The organism is Streptomyces pseudogriseolus (assembly GCA_002154585.1).
GTDB classification, from domain to species: Bacteria; Actinomycetota; Actinomycetes; order Streptomycetales; family Streptomycetaceae; genus Streptomyces; species Streptomyces pseudogriseolus.
Map to the genome: position 1 here is coordinate 1 of MUNG01000414.1, position 7917 is coordinate 7917.

Genomic DNA, 7917 nt, shown 5'->3' on the forward strand with positions numbered 1-7917 from the left:
GACCCCGACCACCACGCGCGCTACGCGCGCGTGGTGGTCGGGGTCGTCATACAGCAGCACGCGCCGCGCACGTTCTCCGGCGTGGGCAACCCGGGGCTGCGCATCCGCGAGGGCTACGACGTGCTGGCGGAGGACGACTTCGGGGGTGTGCCGGGGGCGACGGCGGCCACGGTCGCGGAGTTCGTCCGGGAGGGCTCGGGCCCCTGGGAGTTCGTGCCGGGCGTGCGGGGCTTCGGCGGCGACCCGGCGGACTTCACCCGCGAGATGGGCGCGGCCCGCCGCCCCTGACACCGTAAGAGGGCCCGCGGACAGGAGCAGGAACGCCCGAGGGCGGTGGCACCGGTTTCCCGGCGCCACCGCCCTCACCGTCTCACCGCCGGGCAGCGCCCGGACGGGTCGGCGTCAGCTGCAGCCGCTGGTCGAGCCGCAGCCCTCGCAGATGTAGCAGGAACCGGCACGCTGCATCTTCGTGCCGCAGGAGAAGCACAGCGGGGCGTCGGCCTGGATGCCCAGCTGCATCTCCACCAGCTCGGCGCTGGTGTGGGCCTGCTTCGGGGCGGGCTTGGCCGCCTCGGTCTCGGCCTTCGGCGCGGTGACCGCCTTCAGCTCCTGGGCGCGCGGGGCCGACTGGGCCAGACCCTCGACGTCGACCTCGTCGTCGGTCGGCTCGTAGGAGCCGGTCTCCAGGTGACGCTGGCGCTCCTCGGCGGAGTGGATGCCGAGCGCGGAGCGCGTCTCGAACGGCAGGAAGTCCAGCGCCAGGCGGCGGAAGATGTAGTCGACGATCGACTGCGCCATCCGCACGTCCGGGTCGTCCGTCATGCCGGCCGGCTCGAAGCGCATGTTGGTGAACTTCGAGACGTACGTCTCCAGCGGCACGCCGTACTGGAGGCCCACCGAGACGGCGATGGAGAAGGCGTCCATCATGCCGGCGAGCGTCGAGCCCTGCTTGGACATCTTCAGGAAGACCTCGCCGAGACCGTCGTCCGGGTAGGAGTTGGCGGTCATGTAGCCCTCGGCGCCGCCGACCGTGAAGGAGGTGGTGATGCCGGGGCGGCCCTTCGGGAGGCGCTTGCGGACCGGGCGGTACTCGACGACCTTCTCGACCGCGGCGCGGATCGTCTCCTCGGCCTTCTCCGTGACCTCGGCCTTCTCCTTCTCCTTGGTCTTGGCGGAGAGGGGCTGGCCGACCTTGCAGTTGTCGCGGTAGATGGCGAGCGCCTTGACGCCCAGCTTCCAGGCCTCGAAGTAGATCTCCTCGACCTCCTCGACGGTCGCCGTCTCCGGCATGTTGACCGTCTTGGAGATGGCGCCGGAGATCCAGGGCTGGATCGCGGCCATCATGCGGACGTGGCCCATCGGGGAGATGGCGCGCTCGCCCATGGCGCAGTCGAACACCTCGTAGTGCTCGTGCTTGAGGCCGGGGGCGTCGATCACGTTGCCGTTGTCGGCGATGTGGGCGACGATCGCCTCGATCTGCTCCTCCTGGTAGCCCAGGCGGCGCAGGGCCTGCGGGACGGTGCCGTTGACGATCTGCATCGAGCCGCCGCCGACCAGCTTCTTGAACTTGACCAGGGCGAGGTCGGGCTCGACGCCGGTGGTGTCGCAGGACATCGCCAGACCGATGGTGCCGGTCGGGGCGAGCACGGACGCCTGGGCGTTGCGGAAGCCGTTCTTCTCGCCGAGGCGCAGCACGTCCTGCCAGGCCTCGGTGGCGGCGGCCCACACCGGGGTGTCCAGGTCGTCCATGCGCACGGCGGTGCCGTTGGCGTCGGCGTGCTGCTTCATGACGCGCTTGTGGGCGTCGGCGTTGCGGGCGTAGCCGTCGTACGGGCCGACGATCGCGGCGAGCTCGGCGGAGCGGCGGTAGGCGGTGCCGGTCATCAGGGAGGTGATGGACCCGGCGAGGGCGCGGCCGCCGTCGGAGTCGTAGGCGTGGCCGGTGGCCATCAGCAGGGCGCCGAGGTTGGCGTAGCCGATGCCGAGCTGGCGGAAGGCGCGGGTGTTCTCGCCGATCTTCTGGGTCGGGAAGTCCGCGAAGCAGATCGAGATGTCCATCGCGGTGATGACCAGCTCGACGACCTTCTGGAACCGCTCGGCCTGGAACGACTGGTTGCCCTTGCCGTCGTCCGTGAGGAACTTCATCAGGTTCAGCGAGGCCAGGTTGCAGGACGTGTTGTCCAGGTGCATGTACTCGCTGCACGGGTTCGACGCGGTGATCCGGCCGGACTCGGGGCAGGTGTGCCAGTGGTTGATGACGCCGTCGTACTGGATGCCCGGGTCGGCGCAGGCCCACGCGGCCTCGGCGATCTTGCGGAAGAGCGCCTTGGCGTCGACCTCCTCGATGACCTCGCCGGTCATACGGGCACGCAGGCCGAACTTGCCGCCCTTCTCGACGGCCTCCATGAACTCGTCGTTGACGCGCACGGAGTTGTTGGCGTTCTGGTACTGGACGGACGTGATGTCGTCGCCGCCCAGGTCCATGTCGAAGCCCGCGTCGCGCAGGACGCGGATCTTCTCCTCCTCCTTCACCTTGGTCTCGATGAAGTCCTCGATGTCGGGGTGGTCGACGTCGAGCACGACCATCTTCGCCGCGCGGCGGGTGGCGCCGCCGGACTTGATGGTGCCGGCGGAGGCGTCGGCGCCGCGCATGAAGGAGACCGGTCCGGAGGCGTTGCCGCCGGAGGAGAGGAGCTCCTTGGAGGAGCGGATGCGGGAGAGGTTCAGGCCGGCGCCGGAGCCGCCCTTGAAGATCATGCCCTCTTCCTTGTACCAGTCGAGGATCGACTCCATGGAGTCGTCGACGGACAGGATGAAGCAGGCGCTGACCTGCTGCGGCTGGGGCGTGCCCACGTTGAACCACACGGGGCTGTTGAAGCTGAAGATCTGGTGCAGGAGGGCGTACGCCAGCTCGTGCTCGAAGATCTCGGCGTCGGCGGGCGAGGCGAAGTACTTGTTGTCCTCGCCGGCCTTCCGGTACGTCTTCACGATGCGGTCGATCAGCTGCTTGAGGCTGGTCTCGCGCTGCGGGGTGCCGACGGCACCGCGGAAGTACTTGCTGGTGACGATGTTGACCGCGTTCACCGACCAGAAGTCGGGGAACTCCACGCCGCGCTGCTCGAAGTTCACCGAGCCGTCGCGCCAGTTGGTCATGACGACGTCACGGCGCTCCCAGGCCACCTCGTCGTACGGGTGGACCCCCGGGGTGGTGTGGATGCGCTCGACGCGGAGTCCCTTGCCGGCCTTGCTCGCCTTGGCTCGGGAACTACGTGCCGGACCGCTCGCCGTCTCTGTCATGCCGCCTCCCTGATACGGGCGAAAACGCCCTGAAGTGCCCCGATGTTCCCGTGGGCACGGTGTTCTGTCTGATGCTGCGGGCACCCACTCGCCTGCCCGCAACAGGTCTTCTTCGTCGCCGCCGGCCGAACCGGTCCCCGGACCCTCGCGTCCGGGGCCGGACCGCCGTCAGCCGGCGGCGGGAGCGGGCGCGGGGACCTGCGTGGCCCCCTCCTGCCCGCTGTCGTCTTCCTGGCTCCCCGGGGCGGCCCCGTCGCCGCCCCCGTCGTCCGCGGCGGGCCGCTGCGCGCGCCTGAGTTCCGCGATCGCGGCCTCGAAGTCCTCCAGCGAGTCGAACGCCCGGTACACGGACGCGAACCGCAGGTAGGCGACGAGGTCGAGCTCCTGCAACGGGCCGAGTATGGCCAGCCCCACGTCGTGGGTGGTCAGCTCGGCGCTTCCGGTGGCCCGCACCGCTTCCTCGACCCGCTGGCCGAGCTGGGCGAGGGCGTCCTCGGTGACGGGCCGTCCCTGGCACGCCTTGCGCACACCGTTGATGATCTTGGTGCGGCTGAACGGCTCGGTGACTCCCGACCGCTTGACCACCATGAGCGAACACGTCTCCACGGTCGTGAAACGACGGGAGCAGTCCGGGCACTGGCGGCGCCGGCGGATCGACGTGCCGTCGTCGGTCGTACGGCTGTCGACGACACGGCTGTCGGGGTGCCTGCAGAAGGGGCAGTGCATGGATCCCAACCCTCCTCACAGCAGACTCAATGGCCTCGCCAGGCCTCAGGGGCCTCACGAAGCAGCACCAGCATAGGCGATCGTGGAGCCGTCGGAGACCGGGGGGACCACAACTTCTGGGCTGCTGTCGCAATCCAACCACTAGATGTGGGGATTGGCTCATACACGGAGGCCTGTACGCGTGTCGCGCGCGCCGGAGCGGGAAGACGACCCTGGCGGTTTGTCCGCGGGCGGGCGGGGCTCGGCCACGGGCGGGCCGGAGTGCGCCCGTGAGGGGCCGCGGGGCCCGCTTGCGTCACGCGTTCGGAGGCGGTGTTCCCATCTCCCGGAGGCCTTGCCCTGTACGGAGAAGGCGTGCCGGAGACGGGGAGGGGGCGTGCCACTCCGGGGAAGGGCGGGGCCGCCGCACACGCGCGGGGGCCCACGATGGCAGACTGAGTCCGCGCGCCGCCAGGCCGCCACCCCGGGAGACCTCGGCGGTGAAGAGTACAACAAATGGCCCGTTTGCCCGGCAGGAAGGGCGGCGACCAATACACCTCGGTGAAAGGACGCGAGCCACAATTCGCGATTTTTCACTCGAACGTGTGTTTGGCGCAACCTTTCGAAAGCATCTACCGTTGTGCTGCAGGGAGACCATCGAGAGGGGCCGACGTGACCACCACCGCAGACAGTGCCGCCATCACTGCCCAGGACCGCTCCCAGGGCCGCATCGAGCCGGTGCATGCGATGAACGAAACCGTGCATCCCGAGGCGCACAAGCGTTCCCTGCCGGGCCGACCTCCCGGCATCCGGGCGGACAGTTCCGGACTCACCGACCGCCAGCGCCGGGTCATCGAGGTGATCAGGGACTCGGTGCAGCGGCGCGGGTACCCGCCGTCGATGCGGGAGATCGGTCAGGCGGTCGGACTCTCCAGCACCTCCTCCGTCGCGCACCAGCTCATGGCGCTGGAGCGCAAGGGTTTCCTGCGCCGTGACCCGCACCGCCCGCGCGCGTACGAGGTGCGGGGGTCGGACCAGGCCGCGTCCGTGCAGCCGACGGACACCGCCGGCAAGCCCGCCGCGTCCTACGTGCCGCTGGTCGGCCGGATCGCCGCCGGTGGCCCGATCCTCGCGGAGGAGTCGGTCGAGGACGTCTTCCCGCTGCCCCGGCAGCTCGTCGGCGACGGTGAGCTGTTCGTGCTGAAGGTCGTGGGTGACTCCATGATCGAGGCCGCGATCTGCGACGGCGACTGGGTCACGGTCCGCCGCCAGCCGGTCGCCGAGAACGGCGACATCGTGGCGGCGATGCTCGACGGCGAGGCGACCGTGAAGCGGTTCAAGCGGGAGGACGGCCACGTGTGGCTGCTCCCGCACAACGCGGCCTACGAGCCGATCCCCGGAGACGACGCGACGATCCTCGGCAAGGTGGTGGCCGTCCTCCGCCGCGTCTGACCCCGACGGGACGCCGGACACCCCCCGGCCGCCCCCGTCCCCCTGACCGGACCCCGGAACCCCTGCGCCGGTTCCGGGGTCCTGCGCGTCTGGGGGCGCCTTGGAGGTGCTCTGGGCTATGGAGTGGGCGGGGTGCGTCCAGACGCCTCGGGACACGGCTCACGACGCGCCTGGACGCCGCCTCCGGTGCGGTGGCCGAGCGGGCGGCTCCAGACGCGCTCAGTCGGTCAGGCCGGGACTGCTGCGGCTCGGCTCCGTGGGGCCCTCCGAGGGACGTCCACCCCAGCCCTCCAGGGAGTGAGGCCCGCCCCCTCCTCGGAGGGCAGCGGGGCCTCAGGTCCCGCTTCTACTTCGCCGCCGCGTCGATCGCCGCCAGGGACTTGCGGACCTGGTTGCGGTCCGTCGTGTACCAGAAGTCCGGCATCGAGGCCTTCAGGTAGCTGCCGTAGCGGGCCGTCGCCAGGCGGGGGTCAAGGACCGCGACCACGCCGCGGTCGCCCGAGGCGCGGACCAGACGGCCCGCCCCCTGAGCCATCAGCAGCGCCGCGTGCGTCGCGGCGACCGCCATGAAGCCGTTGCCGCCGGCCTCCTCCACGGCCTTCTGGCGGGCGCTCATCAGGGGGTCGTCCGGACGCGGGAACGGGATCTTGTCCATCACCACCAGCTGACAGCTGGGCCCGGGCACGTCCACGCCCTGCCACAGCGACAGCGTGCCGAAGAGGCACGTCCGCGGGTCCGCCGCGAAGTTCTTGATCAGCTCGCCGAGCGTCTCCTCGCCCTGGAGGAGGATCGGGTACTCCGGGATCCGGGACCGCAGCTCCTCCGCCGCGAGCTGAGCCGCCCGCATCGACGAGAACAGCCCCAGCGTGCGGCCGCCGGCCGCCTGGATCAGTTCCGTCAGCTCGTCCAGCATGTCCGTGCGGTCCCCGTCCCTGGCCGGGCGGGCCAGGTGCTTGGCGACGTACAGGATGCCCTGCCTGGGGTAGTCGAACGGCGAGCCGACGTCCACGCCCTTCCACTGCGGGAGGTCGTCCCCCTCCGCGCCCTCGGGCCCGAGCCCCAGCGACGCCCCCACGCCGTTGAAGTCGCCGCCCAGCTTCAGCGTCGCGGAGGTCAGCACGACCGAGCGGTCGGTGAACAGCTTCTCCCGCAGCAGCCCGGAGACCGACATCGGCGCGACCCGCAGCGAGGCACCGAAGCGGTCATGCCGCTCGTACCAGACGACGTCCCACTCGGAGCCGTGGGTGATCCGCTCCGCCACGTCGTGGACGCTCTCCACCGAGGCCAGCGCCTGCTTGCGCACCGCGTCCTCGTCCTGGACCGACTTGTCGCGGGTGGCGCCGATCGCGGAGATCACCGTCCTGCACGCGTCCCGCAGCGCCATGAGCGCGTAGCCGAGGTCCTCCGGGATCTCCTCCAGCCGGCCGGGCAGGGCCAGCTCCATCAGCCGCTCGAAGCCCTCGGCGGCCGTCTGCAGCTGATCGGCCGCCTTCTCGTTCACCAGCTTCGCCGCGCGCCGCACCGCGCGGTTCACCTGCCCCGGGGTGAGCTCGCCGGTGGCCACCCCGGTCACCCGGGACACCAGCTCGTGCGCCTCGTCCACGATCAGCACCTCGTGCTGCGGCAGCACCGGCGCACCCTCGATCGCGTCGATGGCGAGCAGCGCGTGGTTCGTGACGATCACCTCGGCCAGCTTGGCGCGCTCGCGGGCCGCCTCGGCGAAGCACTCCGCGCCGTACGCGCACTTCGTCGCGCCCAGGCACTCCCGCGAGGACACCGACACCTGCGACCAGGCGCGGTCGGACACGCCCGGCGTGAGGTCGTCCCGGTCGCCGGTCTCCGTCTCGTCCGACCAGTCGCGCAGCCGCAGCAGGTCCTGGCCCAGCTTGCTGGTGGGCGCGGCCGCCTCGAACTGGTCGAAGAGGCCCTCCTCCTCGTCCTGCGGCACGCCCTCGTGCAGCCGGTGCAGGCACAGGTAGTTCGACCGGCCCTTGAGCATGGCGAACTCCGGGCGGCGGCGCAGCAGCGGATGCAGGGCCTCCACCGTGCGCGGCAGGTCCCGCTCCACCAGCTGCCGCTGGAGCGCCAAGGTGGCCGTCGCCACGACGACCCGCTCCCCGTGCGCGAGCGCGGGCACCAGGTAGCCCAGCGACTTGCCGGTGCCGGTGCCGGCCTGGACCAGCAGATGGGCGCCGTCGTCGATCGCCTCGGCGACGGCTTCGGCCATGGCCACCTGACCGGGGCGCTCCGTGCCGCCGACGGCGGTGACGGCAGCATGCAGGAGTTCGGGGAGTGAGGGCTTTGTCATAGCGCGACCACCCTACGGCCCCCCACCGACAATCGTGCGCGCACGCCGGGAGCCGACGAGGCACCCGGCGCCCGACGCCTGCGTCCCGCGCCTCACGCACGCCGCTCACGCCCCGCGTCCCACACCGGGCGCCCGGCGCCCGGTGTGGGACGCGG

The 7917-nt window shown here is 71.1% G+C and carries 4 protein-coding genes and 1 pseudogene; 2 read left to right on the forward strand and 3 right to left on the reverse strand.

What is annotated here, in order from left to right:
- Positions 1–288 (forward strand): annotated as a pseudogene (locus tag CCN29_RS29370) (TerD family protein); the annotation flags it as partial.
- A 114-nt stretch (positions 289–402) separates the two neighbouring features.
- Here CCN29_RS29370 and CCN29_RS29375 read toward each other — a convergent pair.
- Positions 403–3297 (reverse strand): vitamin B12-dependent ribonucleotide reductase, encoded by a 2895-nt coding sequence (locus CCN29_RS29375; protein ID WP_006130007.1) that lies wholly within the window; start codon positions 3295–3297, stop codon positions 403–405.
- 168 nt (positions 3298–3465) lie between these two features.
- Positions 3466–4023: a transcriptional regulator NrdR gene (gene nrdR, locus CCN29_RS29380; RefSeq protein WP_006130008.1), complete on the reverse strand. Its 558-nt coding sequence runs from the start codon at positions 4021–4023 to the stop codon at positions 3466–3468.
- A gap of 651 nt (positions 4024–4674) precedes the next feature.
- Between nrdR and lexA the strand changes: the two genes are divergently transcribed.
- On the forward strand, positions 4675–5454 hold the full coding sequence (gene lexA / locus CCN29_RS29385; RefSeq protein WP_006130009.1) for a transcriptional repressor LexA: 780 nt from the start codon (positions 4675–4677) through the stop codon (positions 5452–5454).
- 346 nt (positions 5455–5800) lie between these two features.
- Here lexA and CCN29_RS29390 read toward each other — a convergent pair whose 3' ends face one another.
- On the reverse strand, positions 5801–7762 hold the full coding sequence (locus CCN29_RS29390) for an ATP-dependent DNA helicase (protein ID WP_006130010.1): 1962 nt from the start codon (positions 7760–7762) through the stop codon (positions 5801–5803).
- Between the last annotated feature and the right edge of the window lie 155 nt (positions 7763–7917).